Origin of the sequence: Aeromonas sp. s4, assembly GCF_040907855.1 — a bacterium.
Lineage (GTDB): Bacteria > Pseudomonadota > Gammaproteobacteria > Enterobacterales > Aeromonadaceae > Aeromonas > Aeromonas caviae.
On sequence record NZ_JBFOCP010000015.1, the window covers coordinates 1 to 20754 of the forward strand.

At 60.2% G+C, this 20754-nt stretch carries 14 protein-coding genes and 1 tRNA gene; 9 read left to right on the forward strand and 6 right to left on the reverse strand.

Features of this window, described 5'->3' with window-relative positions; all coding sequences use genetic code 11:
* Positions 1 to 231 precede the first annotated feature (231 nt).
* On the forward strand, positions 232 to 1227 hold the full coding sequence (locus tag AB5Y89_RS02975; protein ID WP_202042254.1) for a sulfate ABC transporter substrate-binding protein: 996 nt from the start codon (positions 232 to 234) through the stop codon (positions 1225 to 1227).
* Between the two features lie 240 nt (positions 1228 to 1467).
* Here AB5Y89_RS02975 and AB5Y89_RS02980 read toward each other — a convergent pair.
* Positions 1468 to 1543 (reverse strand) — tRNA-Thr (locus AB5Y89_RS02980).
* 87 nt (positions 1544 to 1630) lie between these two features.
* Positions 1631 to 2371, reverse strand: coding sequence for a phosphatase (locus AB5Y89_RS02985; protein WP_039041236.1), 741 nt, complete (start codon positions 2369 to 2371; stop codon positions 1631 to 1633).
* Positions 2372 to 2839: 468 nt separating this feature from the next.
* On the opposite strand from AB5Y89_RS02985, the gene AB5Y89_RS02990 reads away from it, so the two are divergent.
* The 4 genes from AB5Y89_RS02990 (at position 2840) to AB5Y89_RS03005 (ending at position 10148) form a co-directional block, all read left to right on the forward strand.
* Positions 2840 to 3493 carry a TetR/AcrR family transcriptional regulator gene (locus tag AB5Y89_RS02990; RefSeq protein WP_005324182.1) on the forward strand — a complete coding sequence of 218 codons (654 nt, stop codon included), beginning with the start codon at positions 2840 to 2842 and terminating at the stop codon, positions 3491 to 3493.
* A 47-nt stretch (positions 3494 to 3540) separates the two neighbouring features.
* The gene (locus AB5Y89_RS02995; RefSeq protein WP_048208008.1) at positions 3541 to 5865 is read left to right on the forward strand and encodes an acyl-CoA dehydrogenase; all 2325 of its coding nucleotides are present in this window, start codon (positions 3541 to 3543) and stop codon (positions 5863 to 5865) included.
* 161 nt (positions 5866 to 6026) lie between these two features.
* Positions 6027 to 9089, forward strand: a complete 3063-nt coding sequence (locus tag AB5Y89_RS03000; protein WP_325770900.1) for an efflux RND transporter permease subunit — start codon at positions 6027 to 6029, stop codon at positions 9087 to 9089.
* A 15-nt stretch (positions 9090 to 9104) separates the two neighbouring features.
* A complete protein-coding gene (locus tag AB5Y89_RS03005) occupies positions 9105 to 10148 on the forward strand; it encodes an efflux RND transporter periplasmic adaptor subunit (RefSeq protein ID WP_263309345.1) in 1044 nt (347 codons plus the stop codon).
* A gap of 67 nt (positions 10149 to 10215) precedes the next feature.
* Here AB5Y89_RS03005 and pyk read toward each other — a convergent pair whose 3' ends face one another.
* Together pyk and AB5Y89_RS03015 are read right to left on the reverse strand one after the other, a co-directional pair.
* Positions 10216 to 11655, reverse strand: a complete 1440-nt coding sequence (pyk, locus tag AB5Y89_RS03010) for a pyruvate kinase (RefSeq protein ID WP_041214849.1) — start codon at positions 11653 to 11655, stop codon at positions 10216 to 10218.
* A gap of 160 nt (positions 11656 to 11815) precedes the next feature.
* Positions 11816 to 12670, reverse strand: a complete 855-nt coding sequence (locus AB5Y89_RS03015; protein ID WP_029314760.1) for a MurR/RpiR family transcriptional regulator — start codon at positions 12668 to 12670, stop codon at positions 11816 to 11818.
* A gap of 348 nt (positions 12671 to 13018) precedes the next feature.
* Between AB5Y89_RS03015 and glk the strand changes: the two genes are divergently transcribed.
* The gene (gene glk, locus AB5Y89_RS03020) at positions 13019 to 13987 is read left to right on the forward strand and encodes a glucokinase (protein WP_201888417.1); all 969 of its coding nucleotides are present in this window, start codon (positions 13019 to 13021) and stop codon (positions 13985 to 13987) included.
* A gap of 376 nt (positions 13988 to 14363) precedes the next feature.
* On the opposite strand, the gene AB5Y89_RS03025 is transcribed toward glk, so the two are convergent.
* Both AB5Y89_RS03025 and AB5Y89_RS03030 read right to left on the reverse strand, forming a co-directional pair.
* The gene (locus AB5Y89_RS03025) at positions 14364 to 15746 is read right to left on the reverse strand and encodes an ATP-binding protein (RefSeq protein WP_368222846.1); all 1383 of its coding nucleotides are present in this window, start codon (positions 15744 to 15746) and stop codon (positions 14364 to 14366) included.
* A complete protein-coding gene (locus AB5Y89_RS03030) occupies positions 15746 to 16420 on the reverse strand; it encodes a response regulator (RefSeq protein WP_041207018.1) in 675 nt (224 codons plus the stop codon). Before AB5Y89_RS03030 ends, AB5Y89_RS03025 begins: the two co-directional genes overlap by 1 nt.
* Positions 16421 to 17279: 859 nt before the next feature.
* Between AB5Y89_RS03030 and rfbB the strand changes: the two genes are divergently transcribed.
* From rfbB to AB5Y89_RS03045, 3 genes are read left to right on the forward strand one after another with little or no spacing between them, the layout of a single operon-like run.
* Positions 17280 to 18347, forward strand: a complete 1068-nt coding sequence (gene rfbB, locus AB5Y89_RS03035) for a dTDP-glucose 4,6-dehydratase (protein ID WP_288212611.1) — start codon at positions 17280 to 17282, stop codon at positions 18345 to 18347.
* Between the two features lie 60 nt (positions 18348 to 18407).
* Positions 18408 to 19601, forward strand: coding sequence for a UDP-N-acetylglucosamine 4,6-dehydratase (locus tag AB5Y89_RS03040; RefSeq protein WP_048208002.1), 1194 nt, complete (start codon positions 18408 to 18410; stop codon positions 19599 to 19601).
* Between the two features lie 9 nt (positions 19602 to 19610).
* On the forward strand, positions 19611 to 20753 hold the full coding sequence (locus AB5Y89_RS03045; RefSeq protein ID WP_048208001.1) for a LegC family aminotransferase: 1143 nt from the start codon (positions 19611 to 19613) through the stop codon (positions 20751 to 20753).
* The last annotated feature ends 1 nt before the right edge of the window (position 20754 follow it).

A 20754-nucleotide genomic window follows, 5' to 3' on the forward strand; every position in this document is an offset into this window, starting at 1 on the left:
CGGCGCTCCCTGCCCGTGGCAGGGAGCGGGCAGGAGGAGCCCCACGCTCATGGGCGCCGCCCTCTGCAGCCATCATGACCCGCCTGGAGGTGACCATCTCATCGCCGTCATCCGTTGCGCCGGACCCAGGAGATGCCATTTATCGCATAAGCTGAGCAGTAATTATTCTTTCAAAGAATAAATGGTCGGCTCTTATAGTCAGTCACTCGCCCCTCATTCAAAGGATGTGAAATGAAACGACTCGTGCCCGCCACCCTGCTTGTTGCAGGACTGGCTCTCGCCCCGCTGGCCCAGGCGACCACCCTGCTTAACGCCTCCTATGACGTGATGCGCGATTTTTACAAGGAGTACAACGGAGCCTTCCTGAAGCACTGGCAGGCCGAAGGCGGGGAGCCACTGCAGATCAACATGTCCCACGGCGGATCGAGCAAGCAGGCGCGCGCCGTCATCGACGGCCTGCCCGCCGATGTCATCACCATGAACATGGCCACCGACATCAACGCCCTCGCCGAGCATGGGGGCCTGGTGCCCAAGGGGTGGGCGGATCGCCTGCCGGATCACAGCGCCCCCTTCACCTCGGCCACCGTGTTTATCGTGCGCAAGGGCAACCCCAAGGGGCTGAAGGATTGGCCTGATCTGCTCAAGGAGGGGGTACAGGTCATCGTGCCCAACCCCAAGACCTCGGGGAACGGCCGCTACACCTATCTGTCTGCCTGGGGGTATGTGCTGGAGCAGGGGGGCGATGAAGATGCGGCCAGGGCATTTGTCGGCAAGTTGTTCAAGCAGGTTCCCGTGCTCGACACCGGCGGCCGCGCCGCCACTACCACCTTCATCCAGAACCGCATAGGGGACGTGCTGGTCACGTTCGAAAACGAAGCCGAGATGATTGCCCGGGAGTTCGGTCGTGGCAGCTTCGAGGTGGTCTATCCTAGCGTCACCGCCGTGGCCGAGCTGCCGGTGTCAGTGGTGGACAAGGTGGTCGACAAGCAGGGTACCCGCAAGGAGGCCGAAGCCTATCTGGCCTATCTCTGGTCTGACGAAGGCCAACGCATTGCTGCCAGCAACTATCTACGCCCGCGCAACCCGGCGATCCTCGCCGAGTTTGCAGACCGTTTCCCGAACGCCACCTTCCTCGACGTGGTGAAGACCTTCGGCGAGTGGCCTGTGATCCAGCGCACTCACTTCAAGGAGGGCGGGGTGTTCGACCAGATCTATGCCCAGCGCTGAGGCGCCCCGGGATAACGATGTTCACCCAGGTGCAGCCGGGGCGTGGCTGCCTGGCTGCCCTCTCTGATGGTGGGGCCAGGTTGGTGCGTCAGGCTCTGAAAGATGAACAGGACCGTCGCGGATGGCGGTGTCCTGGAGGGGGAGGGGGTTCTGGTGCAGTCACACCGGCGTCTTGGTCAGAGACCCGGGACAAAAAGCACGAAGGGTTGGCCTCGCACTGAAGCCAACCCTTCGTCTGTCTGGTGCCGGTAATAGGAGTCGAACCTACGACCTTCGCATTACGAATGCGCTGCTCTACCAACTGAGCTATACCGGCGGCTTGATGTTCAGAGTCGTGAAAAAAGCCGGACAAGTCAATTGAGCCAACTCGATTTTATGAGTTGGCTCATGATGTTAAGGCATATCAGAGGTCAATGAACTCCGGGATGTGGGCACGGCCGCGGCTCTCGAGAAAATCGAGCAGTGCGCGGGGGGAGCGGGCCAGGATCCGCTCATGTGGGAAGTTGGCTTCGGTGACCAGCCGATGGCAGTGATCAAAGTCGCCGAGGCTGAATGCCACGTGGGAGTCGGAGCCGAAAGTGAGGTAGGCACCCAGATCGCGCGCTGCCTCGACGATGGCGCGGCAGTTGCTTTCACTACCTGCACGGGAGTGACTGAACGAGGAGTTGTTGACCTCCAGCGCCACTCGATACTCTGCCGCTGCCTTGACCACCGCCTGGATATCGATGGGGAAGGCGGGGTTGCCGGGGTGGCTTATCATGTCGACCCGACCACTTCGAATGGCGTTGATCATGGCCTGGGTGTGGGTCGCCTGATCGCAGGGGGGAAACACCGGCTCGTGAAAGCCCGCCATGATCATGTCGAGCCGCGATTCGTAGCGCTCGGGGAAGTCTATTTCACCGTCGATGTTCTTGATGTTGGCTTCGATGCCGCGCAGGATACCGACCCCGTCCACGACCCTGGGCAACACGTGCAGATTGACGAAATGCCAGTAATGCGGGGCATCTGCCATGTCCGGGCCATGGTCCGTGGTGGCGAACAGCTTGATCCCCTTGGCTTTGGCGATGGGCAGGTAATCGTGAATGGTGCTGTAGGCGTGGGTGCTGGCGACGGTGTGCGTGTGGGTATCGACCGTATACTTCATCTTCTCTCCCCTCTGGCATGAGGCGACAGCATAGCAAGATTGGCGAAGCCGGGCCATGTGGCTGGTTGCCATACTTTGTCACAATTTGGGTCTGTGCTGACAAAGTCTGATGACGTTTCACTGCGAGGATGGCGACATCGATGCAAGCCTGAACACCCATCGATGGGTCGACACTGGATGGTCAGACCCGTTTTCCCCGCCGTCGCCCCTGCGACGGTTTTTTTTGGTTCTCTGTCGGCGCATCGGGTGACGGCAGGGCAAAAAAATGCCCAACTAGCATGACGCAGGTTGGGCGAGACTTAATGTTTAATTGCAGTGGCATAGATATAGAGTGCCGTCTCGCCGCGAAGTTCCCGCCATCTTCCCTCTTTTTTGATTAAAAACATTTAGCCAACACTTGTTCACATTCTCTTGACATGGGTGGGCGTGAAACGTACTTTTTAAACATTCGTTTAAGTGAGGTGTCCAGTGAGTAAAATCGATACCAAGAACCGTATTCTCGATGCCGCCGAGGTGCTGTTTGCCGAGCGGGGGTTCGCCGATACCTCGTTGCGTCTGATCACCAGCGAGGCCGATGTGAACCTGGCTTCGGTCAATTATCACTTCGGCTCCAAGAAGGAGCTTATCCAGGCGGTACTCGACCGTTATCTGAGCCTCTTCATGCCGGCACTGGACGGGCGGTTGCAGACGTTGATGGCGCAGGATCAGCTGACCCTGTTGCAGGTGTTCGAGAGCTTTGTCGAACCTCTGATGAAACTGTCGGCCGTCAGGGCGAATGGTCCGGCGCTCTTCATGCAGTTGCTGGGGCGCGGCTATATCGACAGTCAGGGCCACCTGCGCCGCTTTATTACCACCCATTATGGGGCGACCCTGCACGGGATCACCCAGGCCATCTCCAAGGCCAATCCGGATTTGTCGCCAGCGGATCTCTTCTGGCGCCTGCACTTCACCCTGGGCACCGTCGTCTTCACCATGGCCTCTGCGGATGCCCTGCGTGACATCGCCCAGGCCGATTTTGGCCAGCAGCTCGATGTGGAAGGGCTGGTGCGCAACGTTATTCCTTATCTGGCGTCCGGTGTCGGGGCGCCCGTGGAGTCGACCAGGCTCTCCCTGGCCGTGTAACACCTAACAATAATCAACGGAAACAGTGAAATAGAAGGAACTTCGGTATGATCACATTGCTTGTCCTGCTGGTGCTGGCGATAGCCGTGGTGCTCGGTGTCCCCGCCATCCGTAAAAAGGTGGTGACCCGCCCCGTGTTCGGCATCTTCAAGAAGATACTGCCGCCCCTGTCGGCCACCGAGCGGGAGGCCATGGAGGCCGGCTCCGTCTGGTGGGACGGGGAGCTGTTTCGCGGCAACCCGGACTGGAAGAAACTGCACGGCTACGGCAAGGCCGAGCTGAGCGCAGAAGAGCAGGCCTTTATCGACAACCAGGTCGAAACCCTGCTCGCCATGGTGGACGACTTCAAGATCGTCAACGAGACCAAGGACCTGCCGGAGCCGGTGTGGGACTATCTGAAGAAAGAAGGCTTCTTCTCCCTGATCATCCCGAAATCCTACGGCGGCCGCGAGTTCTCGGCGATTGCCAACTCCACCATCGTCACCCGTATCGCCACCAAGAGCCTGAGCGTCGCGGTCACCGTCATGGTGCCCAACTCCCTCGGCCCGGGCGAGCTGCTGATGCATTACGGCACCCAGGCCCAGAAAGATTTCTGGCTGCCGGGGCTGGCCAACGGCAAGGAGGTGCCCTGCTTCGCCCTGACCGGGCCGGAAGCGGGCTCCGATGCGGGCGCCATCCCGGACAAGGGGATCGTCTGCAAGGGGATGCACAAGGGGGAAGAGGTGCTGGGCATTCGCCTCAACTGGAACAAGCGCTACATCACCCTGGCGCCGCGTGCCACCGTGCTGGGGCTGGCGTTCAAGCTCTATGACCCGGAAAAACTGCTGGGTGACAAGGAAGAGATCGGCATCACCTGTGCGCTGATCCCGACCAGTCACCCAGGCGTGCGCGTCGGCGATCGCCACTACCCAATGGGGCTGGCGTTCCTGAACGGTCCGACCTTCGGCAAGGATGTGTTCATTCCGCTCGACTGGATCATCGGCGGCCCGGATTACGCCGGCCGCGGCTGGCGCATGCTGGTGGAGTGCCTCTCCGCCGGTCGCGGCATCTCGCTGCCTGCTCTGGGCACCGCCTGTGGACACATGGCGAGCCGCACCGTGGGCGCCTACTCCTACGTGCGCAAGCAGTTCGGCATGTCCATCGGCAAGTTTGAAGGTGTGCAAGAAGCGCTGGCCCGCATCGGCGGCCTCACCTATCAGCTCGAAGGGGCTCGTCGCATGACCGCAGGTTCCCTGGACTTGGGTCAGGCACCGGCCATCGTCACCGCGATCTCCAAGTACCACATGACCGAGATGGCCCGCCAGGTGATGGATGACTCCATGGACATCCATGCCGGTCGCGCCATCCAGCTGGGCCCGAAAAACTACACCGGCTACGCCTACATGGGCATTCCGGTGGCCATCACGGTGGAAGGGGCCAACATCCTGACCCGCAACCTGATGATCTTCGGGCAAGGGGCCACCCGCTGCCATCCGTATGTGTTTGCCGAGCTGGAAGCGGCTGCCGACACCGATGTGGAGCGCGGTCTCGAGAAGTTTGACGCCCTGCTGATGAAGCACATCGCCTTCGGTACCGGCAACTTCTTCGGTGCCCTGTTCCAGGGGCTGACCCTGGGCCAGTTCAACAGTGCCCCGGTGGCCGGCGAAACCGCCCGCTACTACAAGCAGCTGTCGCGCATGAGCAAGGGGCTGGCCCTGTGTGCCGACGTCTCCATGCTGATGCTGGGCGGGGATCTCAAGCGCAAGGAGATGATCTCCGCCCGTCTGGGTGACGTGCTGAGCCACCTCTACCTGGCCTCCGCCACCCTCAAGCATTATGAGGATCAGGGCCGCATGGTCTCTGACCTGCCGTTCGTGCAGTACGCGGTGGAGCGCAACCTCTACCTGATTGGCAAGGCGTTCGAGGGCTTCTTCCAGAACTTCCCGAACAAGGTGGTGGGTGCCGTACTCAAGCGGGTGGTGTTCCCGTTCGGCGTCGGTTACAAGATGCCGGCGGACGATCGCTGCCATGCCATCTGCCTGGCCATGATGACGCCGGGCGAGTTCCGGGATCGTCTGACCGCGCTCTGTTATGTGGGCAAGGATGAGGCGGATCCGGTGGGGCTGATGGAGCGTGCCTTCCAGGCCATGGTCTCGGTGCAGCCCATCGAGAAGAAGCTGATGCAGGCCCAGAAAGAGGGCAGACTGCCCCGCAAGCTGGCGCTGCCTGAGCTGGTGGCTGCGGCCCTGTCCCAGTCCATCCTCGGCAAGGAGGAGGCGGACAAGCTGCTGGCCGCCGATGCCCTGCGCTACGAGGCTATCCAGGTGGACAACTTCGCTCCTGGCGAGCTGGAAGGATTGTCTCAACCGAACCCGGTCGAGCATGCAGCCTGACCCCGAGCGTAAACCGACAACCGGCCCTAGTGGCCGGTTTTTTGTTGTTTAACCAGGCATTTACAAGGTCGATTAATTCCAGTTTAATGCAATGGCCCCCACCCTTGGGGCAGGAAGCAAGGCCATCGGAATGGCCGATAACAACAACTCAGGAAGAGTGAATGAACCTCGCCAAAACGGCGATCGAACGCCCCATCTGGGTGGCGGTCTCGGTCGTGCTGATTTTTTTGCTGGGCCTGCTCAGCATCCGGGGACTGCCCGTCCAGCTGTTTCCCGACATAGACCGTCCTCACCTCAACATCACGGTGGACTGGCGCTCGGCCTCGCCCCAGGAGATGGAGTCGGAGATAACCGATCCCATCGAGCAGGAGATGCAGGGGGTACAGGGGCTCAAGAGCCTCAGCAGCAACAGCTACCCCGGCTTCACCGAAATCGACATGGAGTTTGCTCTCGGCACCGACATGCAGCGGGCCCAGCTTGACGTCATCTCCCGCCTGAACCGGGTCTCGGGGCTGCCGGACAACATCGGCGGTCCTTACGTCAACAACTACAGCAGCAACGACACCCTCACCTTCTTCTTCATCCAGCAACTGCCCGGCGCCAAGGGGGAGATAGACGATCACCAGGCGCTGATCGAGGCGAGGGTCAAGCCCGAGCTGGAGCGGATCCCCGGGGTGTCCACGGTCGACATCGAGGGGATCAACGAGCGCCAGATCCAGATCCGTTTCGACCCTTACCGCGCAGCTGAGCTTGGGGTGGAGATCCCGGTGCTTGCCAGCCGGGCAACGACGGGCTGGGATGTGTCGGCTGGCACCCTCGACATCGGACGCTGGGAGTACAAGCTGCGCTTTGCCGGTCGCTATGACGTGGCGGCCCTGGGGGACAAGGTGGTGGACTGGCGTGACGGCCTGCCCATCTATCTGCGGGACGTTGCCGAGATCAGAGTGGCCCGGGAGGAGAACCCGGTGCTGCGCATCCAGAACGGCAACACCGCCATCGCGGCGCAGATCTTCAAGGAGAGCGGTGCCAATGCCCTGGCGGCGCTCGAGGGGATCAAGACCAAGGTCGGGGAGCTCAACCGGGAGGTGCTGGAGCCGGTCGGCCTGCACATGGAGCAGTCGTTTGACGCTTCCCTCTACATCAACCGGGCGGTGAGCATGGTGACCGCCAACCTGGGGCTCGGGGTGCTGCTCTCCTGCGCCATCCTCTGGGTCTTTCTTCGCCAGCTCAAGGCGACCCTGATGATCGCGATCGCCATCCCCATCAGCATCATGCTCACCTTCTGCCTGCTCAAGGTGATGGGGCGGACCCTCAATATCATCTCCCTGGCGGGCATTGCGTTTGCGGTCGGCATGGTGCTCGACGCCGCCATCGTGGTGCTGGAGAGCATCTACCGGCGCCATGAGCGGGGTGACATCAGCAAGGGAGAGGCGGCGCTGGAGGGCACTCGCCGGGTGTGGACCGCTCTGGTGGCGTCCACCCTGACCACGGTCGCCATCTTCCTGCCGGTGCTCCTGCTCAACGACGTGGAAGGGCAGTTGTTTGCCGATCTTGCGCTCACCATCGCCTGCGCGGTGACCGTCTCCATGGTGGTGGCGGTCACGGTGTTGCCTGCGGTGGCGGCGCGCTGGATGGGGCACGAGCGGCTGATTGATCCCTTTGAGCGCCTGTGGTGCAGCGCCACCCGCCATGTGATCCGCTGGACTGCCACCGCCCCCAGGCGCTGGGCCATCATCGTCCTGATGATGACGGGGCCTGTGCTGGCGAGCTGGCTGCTGCTGCCCAAGATGAACTACCTGCCGGATGTGAAGCGGGACGCCATCGATGTCTGGATGAGTTTCACCCCCGGGGTCAATCTCAAGGCCCAGCGGGAGGAGGTGATCGATACCCTGATTGCCCGCCTCGACCCCTATATGAAAGGGGAGAAGGAGCCTGTCCTCAAGAACTACTACATCCTGCGCTACCCGGGCGGTGCCCAGATCGGGGTGCGGCCAAAGGAGGAGAGCCAGATCAAGGTACTGGAGCAGCTCTTGATGAAGCAGTTGCTGGTGGGCATTCCCGACACCCGGGTGTTTGGCGGTCAGGGGTCCCTGTTTGGCGGTTTTGACAGTGAAAACAGCATCTCCCTGCTGATCCAGGGGGGTGGGCTGCCCGAACTCTATCAGGCGGCCCGGGAGAGCATGATCATAGTGCAGCGGGACTTGCCCGGCGCCCAGGTCAGGCCAGAACCCGGACTCGATTTCACCGCTCCCGAGCTTCGGCTGGTGCCCCAGGACAGGCGCCTGGCCGAGGTGGGCTGGGATCGTTCCCCCATGCCCGCCATCATCCAGACCTTTGGCGATGGTCTGCGGGTCGGCGAATATTTCGACGGGGATGAGCGGCTCGACATCCTGCTGATGGGGCAGGCCTCCGCCAACCCGGACGAGCTCAAGGCGGTGCCGCTTGCTACCCCGTCCGGGCGTATCGTTCCCCTTGGGGAACTGCTGCGGGTGGAGCCGCAACTCGGGCCTGAGAGCATCTTCCGATCCGATGGGCGGCGCAGCATCAGCCTGCAGATTTCGCCCCCTGCGGGGATGAGCATGGAGCAGGTGCTCGACACCCTGCAGCACAAGAGCTTTGCCGCCATCCGGCCGTTGCTGCCGGCCGGGGGGGAGCTGCGGGTCGCCGGCAATGCCGACAGCCTGCAGCAGGCGCTGGGCAACCTCGGCAGCATCTTCCTGTTCGCCGTGATGATACTGCTCATTCTGCTGTGGGGGGTCTTCGCCTCCCTCAAGGATGCCGTGCTGGTGTTGCTCACCTTGCCGCTCGCCACCGTAGGCGGCGTGCTGGCGCTGCACCTGAGCGGTCTGGTGGCGCCGCTGCCGATGGACTTGCTCACCATCATCGGCTTCGTCATCCTGCTCGGGTTGGTGGTCAACAACGCCATTCTGCTGGTGCACCAGACCAGGATGGCCGAGCGGGAGGGGATGAGCCGACAGTCGGCAGTCACCGATGCTCTGCAAAGCCGGATGCGTCCCATCGCCATGGCCAGCCTCACCAGCATCTTCGGCATGCTGCCCCTGATGCTGAGTCCGAGCGAGGGGAGCGAAATCTACCGGGGGCTGGCCACCGTCATCGTCGGCGGCATGAGTTGCAGCACCCTCTTCACCCTGATCCTGTTGCCCGCCTTCCTGCGGTTGGGGGAGCAGACCGACATACCGCACGCCCTTCGGCAGCGTGCCTGAGCAAGGAGCTCATCGATGACACAAGGTTTCACAAGGATGGTGGTGGGGGCCCTGCTGCTGACTGGCGGGCTGCCTGCGCTTGCACAAAGCAAGATGGTGACGCTGGCGGAGGTGGCCCAGGGAGAGGCGGGGGCCAGCATCTGGGTCAGCGGCACGGTGGCGAGCCGCCAGCAGGCGGCGCTCAGCGCCGAAGTGAGCGGTCGGGTGGAGTGGATAGCCGAGTTTGGCAGCCGGGTGAAGGCGGGGGACGAGTTGCTGCGCCTGGACAGCGCGACCCTGCGCCTCTCGCTGGAGCAGGCGAGGGCGGAACAAGCCAGAGAGGGGAGCAACCTGCGTTACGCTCGCGCCGAGTTCCAGCGCCTGGATCGTTTGCACCAGCAAAAGAGTGCCTCCCAGAGCCAGTATGACAAGGCGTTCTATGACGTGGAGCAGGCTGAGCTGGCCGAGCAGCTGGCGCGGGTGCAGGTGCGCCAGATTGAGGAGCAGCTGCGCAGAAGCCGCATCTTTGCCCCGTTTGACGGAGTGGTGAATGAACACTTCATCCAGCCGGGGGAGCATGTGGATGCGGGCGAACAGGCGCTTGAGCTGGTCAATCCGGACCAGCCGGACATCCGGTTGCGTGCGCCCATCGCCTGGGCCCGGCAACTGGCCACCCAGGCCCGGTTGCGGGTGGAAGGGGAGCAGCTCAGCAGCCACGCCATCTATTACCAGCGGGCGGCGAGCGCCGATCCCAAGTCCCGGCTCATCGAGCTGCGCCTCAAGCCGGAAGCGGGCACGTTCATCATCGGCTCGCCGGTGCGGGTGGCGCTGCCGATGGGAGAGCAGCACACCATGCTGCTGCCACGGGATGCCCTGGTGCTCGGCACCGAGGGAAGCGTGGTCTATCAGGTGGAGCAGCGCGGCGAGGCGCTCACGGTGAACCGGGTGCCGGTCACCGTGCTCTTTGGAGACAGCCGGGAGGTGGCGGTGAGCGGCGCTCTCAAGCAGGGAGACAAGGTGGTGGTGCGCGGCGCCGGCAGCCTGCAGGATGGGGACAAGGTGGAGCTGTTTCGCGGTTGAACCTGGGGCAGATCCCATAAAAAACGGCTCCCTCGGGAGCCGTTTTTGTTGCAGGGAGGAGGGGCGATTACTCGACCATCATCACCTTGCAGGTGTTGGTGCTGCCGACGGTTTCCATCTTGTCGCCGTGGGTGAGCAATACCATGTCGCCGCTTTGCAGCAGTCCCTTGGCCTTGAGCACGTCCAGCGCGTCGCGGCACACCTCGTAGACCGGCTTGGTCTCGTCGCCATCAAACAGCACGGGGGTGACGCCGCGGTAGAGGTTGGCCCAGGCCAGGGTCTTGTTGTGAGGAGACATGGCGAAGATGGGCAGGCCGGAGCTGATGCGGGACATCAGCAGCGGGGTGGTGCCCGACTCGGTCAGCGCCACGATCGCCTTGACCCCTTCCAGGTGGTTGGCCGCATACATGGTGGACATGGCCACCGCCTCTTCCACCGAGGTGAAGGTGTAGCTCATGCGGTGGTTGGAGACGTTCAGGCTCGGGTGCTTCTCGGCGCCCACACAGACGCTGGCCATGGAGGTCACGGTCTCGATGGGGAACTGGCCGGCAGCGGTCTCGGCGGAGAGCATCACCGCATCGGTACCGTCCAGCACGGCGTTGGCCACGTCCATGACTTCGGCACGGGTCGGGAGCGGCGCGTTGATCATGGACTCCATCATCTGGGTCGCGGTGATGACCACGCGATTCAGGCGGCGGGAGTGGCGAATGAGCTTCTTCTGCACACCCACCAGTTCGGGGTCGCCGATTTCGACACCCAGGTCACCACGGGCCACCATGACGGCATCGGAGCCAAGGATGATGTCTTCCATCGCCTCGTCGCTGGCGACGGTCTCGGCGCGCTCGACCTTGGCCACGATCTTGGCGTTGGAGCCGGCTTCGCGGGCCAGTTCGCGGGCGTAGCGCAGATCATCGCCGCTGCGGGGGAAGGAGACCGCCAGGTAGTCCACGTTCATGCGGGCGGCGGTCTTGATGTCTTCCTTGTCCTTCTCGGTCAAGGCCGGGGCGGAGAGGCCGCCACCTTTCTTGTTGATGCCCTTGTTGTTGGAGAGAGGGCCGGCCACGGTCACCGTGGTGTGGATGCGGGTGCCTTCGACCTGCTCGACCTTCAGTTGCACGCGGCCATCGTCCAGCAGCAGGATGTCACCGGATACCACGTCCTGCGGCAGGCTCTTGTAGTCGATGCCGACCTGCTCCTGGCAGCCTTCGCCCTTGCCGAGGGCGGCATCGAGAATGAACTTGTCACCGATGGCGAGGTAGATCTTGCCATCCTTGAAGGTGGAGACGCGGATCTTGGGGCCTTGCAGATCGCCCATGATGGCCACGTGGCGGCCCAGCTTGGCGGCGATGTCACGCACCTGGTTGGCGCGCTGGATATGATCTTCAGGAGTGCCGTGGGAGAAGTTCATCCGCACCATGTCGGCACCGGCGCGAATGATCCCCTCGAGAATGCCGTCGCGATCGGTCGCCGGACCGAGTGTGGTAACAATCTTTGTACGTCTTGGCATGAAAGACTCCAATGTGAAGTTGATATGACTTGAAATACTGCCCCGTCAAGCATGTGGCATGGCGCCAACTGGCAGGCCATCTGGGTGGCCTTGTTTGATTGAATTTCGATACTACACCAAGCCCGTTGGCATAGACAGTCGGGGGCGGACCCCCGAATGATCAGGAGGAGTGCGGGGTATCAAAGCGGGATTCGCGCAAACCTTCTTTGACTTTCTTCAGGTTTTCGCGAAATTTCATGCCACGGCGCAGGGTGAAACCGGTGGCCAGCACGTCCACCAGGGCGAGCTGGGCGATGCGCGAGGCCATGGGCATGTAGACGTCGGTGTCTTCCGGCACGTCCATGGAGAGCACCAGGTTGCATTCGCGGGCCAGGGGAGAGTCCTTGGCGGTCATGCCGATGACGGTGGCATCGTTTTCCCGGGCCAGCGCGGCAATTTCCACCAGGGCCTTGGTGCGGCCGGTGTGGGAGATGAGGACCACCACGTCCCCTTCGCTGCTGTTGATGCAGCTCATGCGCATCATGACGATGTCATCGAAGCTCACCACGGGGATGTTGAAGCGGAAGAACTTGTTCTGGGCATCCCGGGCGACGGCGGAGGAGGCGCCCAGACCAAAGAAGCTGATCTTCTTGGACTGGGTCAGAATATCGACGCAGCGGTTGATGGCCGAGATGTCCAGGCTGTTCTTGGCGGCATCGAGGCAGGCCATGGTGGATTCGAAGATCTTGGCGGTATAGGTGTCCGGGCCGTCTTCCGCTTCCACGTGGCGGTTCACATAAGGGGTGCCGTTGGCCAGGCTCTGGGCCAGGTGCAGCTTGAAATCGGGAAAACCCTTGGTATCGAGGCGACGGCAGAAACGGTTGACGGTCGGTTCGCTCACATCGGCCAGCTTGGCCAGGGTAGCAATGCTGGAGTGAATGGCGGTCTGGGGTGAGGCCAGGATCACTTCAGCCACCTTACGCTCTGATTTACTGAAACTTTCCAGATTGTTCGTAATTTTATCGAGGGTATTCATCATTACCACCAGGCATTTTTGTAATTTAACTTCAGTGTCTGTGCACTAAATTCACAGCTCAAGCAGGTTTCCAGTCTCCGCGATGACTATACAAGACAAGCGCTTATCGGAACTAATCTCGGCCCTGCAAAGTATGACTCATGTCTAATTATTTCGTGTTTTTAGTTGCAAACTTCCATTTGCGTCTTGAAAACGCTTACAAATGTTGCAAAGCAACAACACTGTGAGCGGGCGCACACTTGTCTGCATAAATCGCGCAGCCCGGCTGCGGGCTCGAGTAGTATTGCAGCCAAATAATAATGTCGGGACGGTAAGGGCCGCCCCGAGTCGGTAACGAAGGAGTTTGTTATGCAGCATACCCATGCGCTGGTGGGCGACGTTGGCGGTACCAATGCCCGGCTGGCCCTGTGCGAACTGGCGACGGGCGCCATTTCCCAGGCAAAAACCTATTCGGGGCTGGCCCATCCCAGCCTGGAGGCCGTGGTGCGCCTCTATCTCGAAGAGCACGATGCCACCGTGGGCGAGGCGTGCATCGCTATCGCCTGTCCCATCAATGGTGACTGGGTCGCCATGACCAACCACAGCTGGGAGTTCTCCATCCGCGAGATGCAGGCCAACCTCGGCCTTGCGCGCCTGCAGGTGATCAACGATTTCACTGCCGTCTCCATGGCGGTACCCGTGCTCGGCGAGAGCGATCGCATCCAGCTCGGGGGCGCGGCTCCGGTAGCCGGCAAGCCCATCGCCATTTATGGCGCAGGGACCGGCCTTGGCGTCGCCCACCTGGTGCAGGCCGGTGAGCAGTGGCTGAGCCTGCCGGGTGAGGGCGGTCACGTGGACTTCGCCGCCAACACGGAAGAGGAAGATGCGGTGCTGCAGGTGATGCGCGGCGAGCTGGGCCATGTGTCGGCGGAGCGTTTCCTCTCGGGCCCCGGGCTCGTCAATCTCTATCGCGGCCTGGTCAAATCCGATGGCCGCGAGCCTGAATCCTTTGCCCCCAAGGACATCACCGAGCGCGCGCTGGCGGGGGATTGCCTCGATTGCCGCCGCACCTTGAGCCTGTTCTGTGTGCTCATGGGCCGCTTTGCCGGCAACCTGGCCCTCAACATGGGCACCTTCGGCGGTGTCTACATCGCCGGTGGCATAGTGCCGCGCTTTCAGGAGTTCTTCATCGGATCGGGCTTTCGGGTCGCCTTCGAGGACAAGGGGCGCTTCAAGCCTTATCTCAAAGACATTCCGGTCTTCCTCATCACCCATGAAGGGCCGGGGCTGCTCGGTGCCGGCGCCTATCTGCGCCAGTCACTCGGGATCCGTCTCTGAGCCTTGCCAGCGTGAACATGGTTCAGTCCCGATTCAGTGACCGGGGCGTAAAGTGAACCTACGTACTCAAGAGGACGGGGCTTCATAGGGAATTGAAACCGGTCTTCATCCGCTGGGTGCGCATTGTCACCTGACAAGCCTGAACTGTTTTACCGGCCCTCGCGGCCGGTTTTTTTATGCCTGTCGTTTCTGCGCGAGCATGGGGCTGAGGGGAGCGGCAGGTCAGCTTCTGATGGGGGTGCAAGCTCGTCAGCCCCGCTGCCATGTGCTTGGCCTGGTCGAGGCATAAGGAGTGAGGCGTGAGGCGTGAGACAGGGAAAGCACCGGGATGGCAACGCCCGAATGCGGCAGGAGCCAGGTACTGGCTCCTGCGCTGTCAGGGGAGGGTGATGTGGAATCTCGCGCCGCCGAGCGGGGAGTCATCCACCCGGATCTCGCCGCCGTAGCTGTGCACGATTTCGGTCACCACGGCGAGGCCAATCCCCTGGCCGGGGGAGCTGTCAGCCCGCACGCCGCGCTGGAAGATCTGCTGCGATTTGCCGGGATCGATGCCGGGGCCGTCGTCTTCCACCACGATGAGCAGACCCCTCTCCCGGTGGCGGACATGAACCCGGATCTCGCTGATGGCGAACTTGCAGGCGTTGTCCAGCAGGTTGCCCATCAGCTCCATCAGATCGCCCTGCTCGCCGTGAAAGAAGACATCGTCGTCAAACTGGAAGCCGGTCTGCAGCTTCTTGTGTCGATAGACCTTGGCGAGGCTGGCCAGCAGCTTCTCGATGAGGGGAACCGGTTCGGTGCCCTTGCTCGCGAGGCGCTTTCGCCCGGTGACGGCGCGGCGTAACTGGTACTGGATGATCTGATCCATGGTGGTGATCTGTTCATTGATGTTGTCATGGATGTCGTGGCCGAGCTTGAGCTCCTGGGCGGTGATCTGGATGAGCGCCAGCCGGGTTTTCAGGCTGTGGGCGAGATCGTTGAGGGCGTGCTGGTAGCGCTGGGTCTGCTGGCGTTCGTTCTCCAGCAACTGGTTGACCGAGCTTGTCAGGGGGGTCAGCTCGCGCTCGTAGTCGTTTGACAGCGCCTCTCGCGTACCGGCGCGGATCTCGTCAATCTGGCGCGCCATGGTGCGCAGGGAAGAGAGGCTCCAGAAACTGGTGAGCAGCAACAGAGCGCCCAGCAGACAGTAGGCGAGCAGCGCCTGGCGAATGCAGCGGTAGAGGTAATCGCGGGTCTGGGCCTGATAGCGCCGGGCGGAATCGACCATCACCACGTAGTAGGTGGTGGGGCCGGCGCCATGATTGCGCAGGAAACGCAGGCTGTAGATGAAGTAGCTCTCGCCGTTCTTGATGGTATGCAGCTTGAAGAAATAGTCCTGATCCAGTCCCCCCAGGTATCTCATCAGATCCCGGCAGATGGTCTCCTTGATGGAGACCACCTCCGGCATGTGGAGGCTGGACCAGCTCAGCACTCCGTCGGCGCGGCAGATCAGGGTATCGAGATTGGGATCGATGACATCCGGGGTGAGCTTGCCTAGATCCGTCATGGCGTGGGGCTCCGGCTGCTTGGACGAGAACAGCTTGGAGAGGTTCTCCTGCATGCGGACACTGGCTTTCTGGGCCTGCTCCTCGGCATGGCCGAGGTAGAGGATGTAGACGGAGAAGGCCATGATGAGCGCGATGACCAGCATGGCACTCAGCATCAGCTTGAGGTGCAGGGAGCGGCGGATCAGGGTCAGGGGATGCAACATGGCAAGGCGCATCAGCTGCAGGCGAGGTTGAAGATGTAGCCTTGGCGGCGGATGGTGGAGATGGGCTGGATGCTCCCTTCCGGATCCAGTTTTTTGCGAAGCCGGCTCACCATCACCTCGATGGTGTTGGGATCCCCTTCACCATCCCCATAGAGCTGATCCAGCAACTGCTGTTTGGAGACCACCTGACGGGCATTTCGCATCAGGTATTCCAGGATCAGATATTCGAAACTGGTCAGCACGGTGACCTCGCCGGCGATGGTCAGCTCCTTGCGGGAGAGATCCAGCTCGTAGTCACCCGCCTTCACTCTGGGGGAGATGAAGCCGGCGCTGCGGCGTACCAGCGCATTGAGACGGGCCAGCAGTTCGTCCTTCTGGAAGGGTTTGACCAGGTAGTCGTCCGCCCCGGCCTCCAGTCCTTCCACCTTGTCCTGCCAGTTGCCTCTGGCCGTCAGCACAATGATGGGAAAGGGGATCTGCTGCTCGCGCAGGCGGGTGATGAGCTGAAGACCATCCATGTCAGGCAGGCCCAGATCGATGATGGCGACATCGATGGGGTAGTCTGCTGCGTAGTGCAGCGCCACCTGGGCATTGTCCGTGCTGTAAACCTGGTTCTGGGCCTCGGTCAACAGGGTGGAGAGGTGGTGATTGAGCAGCTTGTCGTCTTCAACCAGTAGGATTTTCATAAGATGCATGATGATGAGGGTCCAGGCTGTCAATTAGAGGGTCAACAAGAGGGAGAGTCAATCCGGATCCTACCTGACCCCGCTGTATCGGGACTGAATCATCCCTGTCTTCTTTCCTCATGCATTTCCCATGATGCAACGCTGTGTCATCAGCCTCGTGTTCAGGCTCGCTATCCGTGCCTGCCGGTTTCTGGGTGTTGAGGGTCAGAGCCGGTGCAGGGGCTGGTCGCGACCATTCTTATCGCACAAGCGGCTTGCCGCTTTCAGCCTGCCGGTACACAGGGGCGGGGGGCCTTGCTGGCGTCAGGCCATCCCCGTGTGCCTGCAAGCGCTTGAGGTATGAATTTAATTGTTTGAAATTAAACATGTTTACATGCCCTGGCCTGAATGCTGGAACAAAGCAGGGCAATCCCCGGCAACGGCTGAGTGGATTCACAAAGGGCAGTATCACATGAATGGTTTTTTTTGAATCCTGATTTCAATAGGCGCTTTCCTGTTGTTTTGACTGTTCATCTTTGGGTTAAACAAGATAGAATCTGACCCCGAATCGGGTTTGGGGCGCAGATAGCCCAAGATGTGAGCAATGCAGGCTGTGGACTGCCTGGGTGTGCAATGTAATGCGACAACATTGTTAAACATCAATCAAAACAAGAAGCTGGAGGATGTGATGGCCAACAGCACGGACAATCAGGTTAAAAGCAGCATGTTGGGAGCTGTAACCCAAGGGCGGTAGCTAACACAGTTGCCAGCTTCTGGCTGTCGTGGTTTTCTCAGGCAATATTGACCTCGAATACTGGTCATACAAGTATGGCCTTGCCTGCCTCAGCTATTCACTGACCATGCATGAACACCCACTGATATGAAAATTCTTGTTACCGGTGGTGCCGGCTTTATCGGTTCTGCCGTTGTCCGCCATATCATCCAGCATACCCGGGACTCAGTTGTCAATCTGGACAAGCTGACCTATGCGGCGGATCCGGCATCTCTGGCGTCTGTATCTACGAGCGATCGTTATGTGTTCGAGCAGGTCGACATCTGTAATCGCGTTGAAGTGGACAGGGTCTTTACAACCCATCAACCCGATGCCGTAATGCACCTGGCCGCCGAGAGCCACGTTGATCGCTCCATCACAGGCCCTGCCGATTTTATCCAGACCAATATCGTCGGCACCTATATGTTGCTGGAAGCGGCACGCGCCTATTGGAACGATCTGGACGAGGTACGCAAGGCTGCATTTCGCTTCCATCATGTCTCCACCGACGAGGTATACGGCGATTTGCTCCATCCGGATGAGTTGACTTCCGGAGCCGCGCTGCCGTTTTTCACCGAAACTACCTCGTATGCGCCGAGCAGCCCCTATTCTGCCGCCAAGGCATCGAGCGATCATCTGGTGCGCGCCTGGCACCGAACGTACGGGCTGCCCGTGCTGGTGACCAACTGCTCGAACAATTACGGGCCCTGGCAACATGCGGAAAAACTGATTCCACAAACGATCGCCCACGCCCTGGCTGGCAAGCCCATCCCGCTTTATGGCCAGGGAGATCAGATCCGCGACTGGCTCTATGTGGAGGATCATGTCAGAGCACTGTTGCTGGTGCTGACCAAAGGGCGAGTGGGAGAGACCTACAATATCGGGGGCCACAATGAGAAGCGCAATCTGGAAGTGGTGCAAACCATCTGCGATCTGCTCGACGAACTGGTCCCCTTGTCCCCATCTCCTCTTGAGGGAGAAAAGCCCGGGGAAAAGGTGAAAAGCTATCGGGATCAAATCACCCATGTGGCCGACAGGCCCGGCCATGACCGTCGTTACGCCATTGATGCCGGCAAAATAGCCACTGAATTGAAATGGCTGCCGCAGGAGAGTTTTGAGTCAGGATTGTCCAAGACGATTACCTGGCATCTCTCGCAAATGCGCGACATTGATTGAATTCATCATTGATATATTGCACGTCCTGCGTGGACTGAACTTGAGATTGGTATCTTTTATATGAAGAGTAATATTTTGAGTCTCATTGGTCGTAATAAAGACCTGTTCGTTGATGACATCGGCAAAAATGAGCAACAGCTGTCTGATATCGTCAGCCAGTCCCGTTTTCTTGTGCTTGGTGGCGCCGGTTCTATTGGCCAGGCGGTAACCAAAGAGATCTTCAAGAGAAATCCACGTAAATTGCATGTGGTCGATATCAGCGAGAACAACATGGTCGAGCTGGTGCGCGATATCCGCAGCTCGTTCGGGTATATCGATGGTGATTTCCAGACGTTCGCCCTGGATATCGGCTCCATTGAATATGACGCCTTTATCAAAGCTGACGGCGCCTATGATTACGTGCTCAATCTTTCTGCGCTCAAACATGTACGCAGCGAGAAAGATCCTTTCACGTTGATGCGCATGATCGATGTCAACGTCTTCAACACGGACAAAACCATCCAGCACTCCATCGACATGGGAGTGAAAAAGTATTTCTGTGTTTCGACGGACAAGGCGGCCAATCCGGTCAACATGATGGGGGCGTCCAAGCGCATCATGGAGATGTTCCTGATGCGCCGCAGCGAACAGATTGCCATTTCAACCGCGCGCTTTGCCAACGTGGCCTTCTCCGATGGCTCCTTGCTGCATGGCTTCAACCAGCGCTTGCAAAAGCGTCAGCCCATCGTCGCCCCCAACGACATCAAACGCTACTTCGTGACTCCCCAGGAGTCCGGTGAGCTGTGCCTGATGTCCTGCATCTTCGGTGAGAACAGGGATATCTTCTTCCCCAAGCTCAGCGAATCCCTGCACCTGATTACCTTCGCCGAAATCGCCGTGAAGTATCTGGAGCAGCATGGTTACAAGCCGCATCTGTGCAAGGACGAGGATGAAGCCAGAGCCTTGATGGCGAGCCTGCCCGAGCAGGGGATGTGGCCCTGCCTCTTTACCGAGAGTGACACCACGGGTGAAAAAGACTTCGAAGAGTTCTTCACGGACAAGGAAGTGCTGGATATGGCCCGGTTCGAGAACCTGGGCATCATCAAGAATGAACCCTCATATCAGAATGATCTGCTCAACCATTTCGAGCAGACCATTGCAGCCATGAAAACAAAACGCGCCTGGGACAAGAAAGAGATCGTCGAGTTGTTCTTCGCCATGATCCCGGATTTTGGTCACAAAGAAACGGGCAAATATCTCGACGGCAAGATGTAAGGAATCGGTATGCATACTCAATTGATACGTTTTATTCGTGATACCTACAAAACCGATGACTTCATCCCTCTTCACGCCCCGACCTTTGCCGGCAATGAACGTCAATATGTGCTCGATACCCTCGAAAGCACCTTCGTTTCCAGTGTCGGTGCCTATGTTGAGCAGTTCGAGCAGCAAATAGCCACCTTTACCGGTTCAGCCCGTGCCGTTGCCACCATGAATGGCACGGCGGCGCTGCATATCGCGCTCTACATGGCAGGTGTGCAGGCAGGGGATCTGGTGATCACCCAGCCCCTGACCTTTGTGGCGACCTGCAATGCCTTGTATCACATGGGCGCAGAACCCGTGTTTGTCGATGTATCACGCCAGAGCCTGGGCCTGTGTCCCGTTGCCCTGGCCAACTGGCTGGAAGAGCATGCGTCTCGCACCGAGACAGGTGCCATCCACAAGGCAAGCGGACGCCGCCTCAAAGCCGTCGTGCCCATGCACACCTTTGGTCATCCGGTTGAACTCGATGAGCTTCAGGCCGTGTGCGAGGCCTGGGGCATCGCCCTGGTAGAAGATGCTGCCGAGAGCCTGGGTTCCTACTACAAAGGCAAACACACGGGGACGCTGAGTGCGTTTTCCGCCCTGAGCTTCAATGGCAACAAGATCATCACCACGGGGGGTGGTGGCATGGTGCTCTGCCAGAATGCCGAACAGGGGGCGCGCACCAAGCACATTACCACCACCGCCAAGGTACCCCATCCGTTCGAGTTCTATCATGATGAACCCGGTTTTAACTACCGGATGCCCAATCTGAATGCGGCCCTCGGATGTGCCCAGATGGAAGCCCTGCCGCAATTCCTGGCGCAAAAGCGGGCGCTTGCCATGCACTATGCCGAGTTCTTCAAGGGACAGGCATGCCAGTTTGTGACCGAGCCTTCTTATGGACGCTCCAACTACTGGCTCAATGCGATTGTCTGTGAAGATCAGACCCAGCGGGATACGTTGCTGACCGAGCTGAACAAGGCTGGTGTCATGACCCGGCCTGTATGGAAGCTGATGCATCGCCTGCCCATGTTCTCTCATGCCTTGCGTGGGGAGCTTAACAATGCCGAATGGTTGGAAGCCCATCTGATCAACCTGCCCAGCTCGCCTGTCGAGGTCTGAA

Excerpts from the sequence above, each read along its gene's own strand:
- AB5Y89_RS03025 (WP_368222846.1), bottom strand. The coding sequence starts at position 15,746 with ATGCGCCTTGCCATGTTGCATCCCCTGACCCTGATCCGCCGCTCCCTG.
- AB5Y89_RS03015 (WP_029314760.1), bottom strand. The coding sequence starts at position 12,670 with ATGAATACCCTCGATAAAATTACGAACAATCTGGAAAGTTTCAGTAAA.
- glk (WP_201888417.1), top strand. The coding sequence starts at position 13,019 with ATGCAGCATACCCATGCGCTGGTGGGCGACGTTGGCGGTACCAATGCC.
- AB5Y89_RS03000 (WP_325770900.1), top strand. The coding sequence starts at position 6,027 with ATGAACCTCGCCAAAACGGCGATCGAACGCCCCATCTGGGTGGCGGTC.
- pyk (WP_041214849.1), bottom strand. The coding sequence starts at position 11,655 with ATGCCAAGACGTACAAAGATTGTTACCACACTCGGTCCGGCGACCGAT.
- AB5Y89_RS03045 (WP_048208001.1), top strand. The coding sequence starts at position 19,611 with ATGCATACTCAATTGATACGTTTTATTCGTGATACCTACAAAACCGAT.
- rfbB (WP_288212611.1), top strand. The coding sequence starts at position 17,280 with ATGAAAATTCTTGTTACCGGTGGTGCCGGCTTTATCGGTTCTGCCGTT.
- AB5Y89_RS02995 (WP_048208008.1), top strand. The coding sequence starts at position 3,541 with ATGATCACATTGCTTGTCCTGCTGGTGCTGGCGATAGCCGTGGTGCTC.
- AB5Y89_RS02985 (WP_039041236.1), bottom strand. The coding sequence starts at position 2,371 with ATGAAGTATACGGTCGATACCCACACGCACACCGTCGCCAGCACCCAC.
- AB5Y89_RS02975 (WP_202042254.1), top strand. The coding sequence starts at position 232 with ATGAAACGACTCGTGCCCGCCACCCTGCTTGTTGCAGGACTGGCTCTC.
- AB5Y89_RS03040 (WP_048208002.1), top strand. The coding sequence starts at position 18,408 with ATGAAGAGTAATATTTTGAGTCTCATTGGTCGTAATAAAGACCTGTTC.
- AB5Y89_RS03005 (WP_263309345.1), top strand. The coding sequence starts at position 9,105 with ATGACACAAGGTTTCACAAGGATGGTGGTGGGGGCCCTGCTGCTGACT.
- AB5Y89_RS03030 (WP_041207018.1), bottom strand. The coding sequence starts at position 16,420 with ATGAAAATCCTACTGGTTGAAGACGACAAGCTGCTCAATCACCACCTC.